Annotated in this window: 1 pseudogene; it reads right to left on the minus strand. The window is 40.6% G+C overall.

Annotated features, from left to right (window positions below):
- Positions 1-323, minus strand: a pseudogene (locus tag ACFIK8_RS09320) (dihydroxy-acid dehydratase); the annotation flags it as partial.

A 323-nucleotide genomic window follows, 5' to 3' on the forward strand; every position in this document is an offset into this window, starting at 1 on the left:
TACCAAGTGGCATATAATCATCGCCAAAGGCTGTCATTTCAAGTACATGCTTGGTAGCTTCCTGTATTAAAGCATCACGCAAAGGTGTATTGGCATTGACAAAAGAAGCTCCCGGCATGTGTGGAACCCCATCATCTCCAGTATCACTTTATTTGAGTTAGCAGTTCCATAAAATGTACATGTCCTTGGCTCATGATAAGAACGTGCTTCTGATTCCAGCAATGTTTACCGATCCATTTTATTTTCTGCATAACACTGGTGCATTTTTGCTTTTTCGTCATTGCTTTGACCACTATCATAGTGCCAGCAGGAACAAAAATTTC

It is taken from the genome of Bartonella sp. MR168JLCBS (assembly GCF_042194175.1).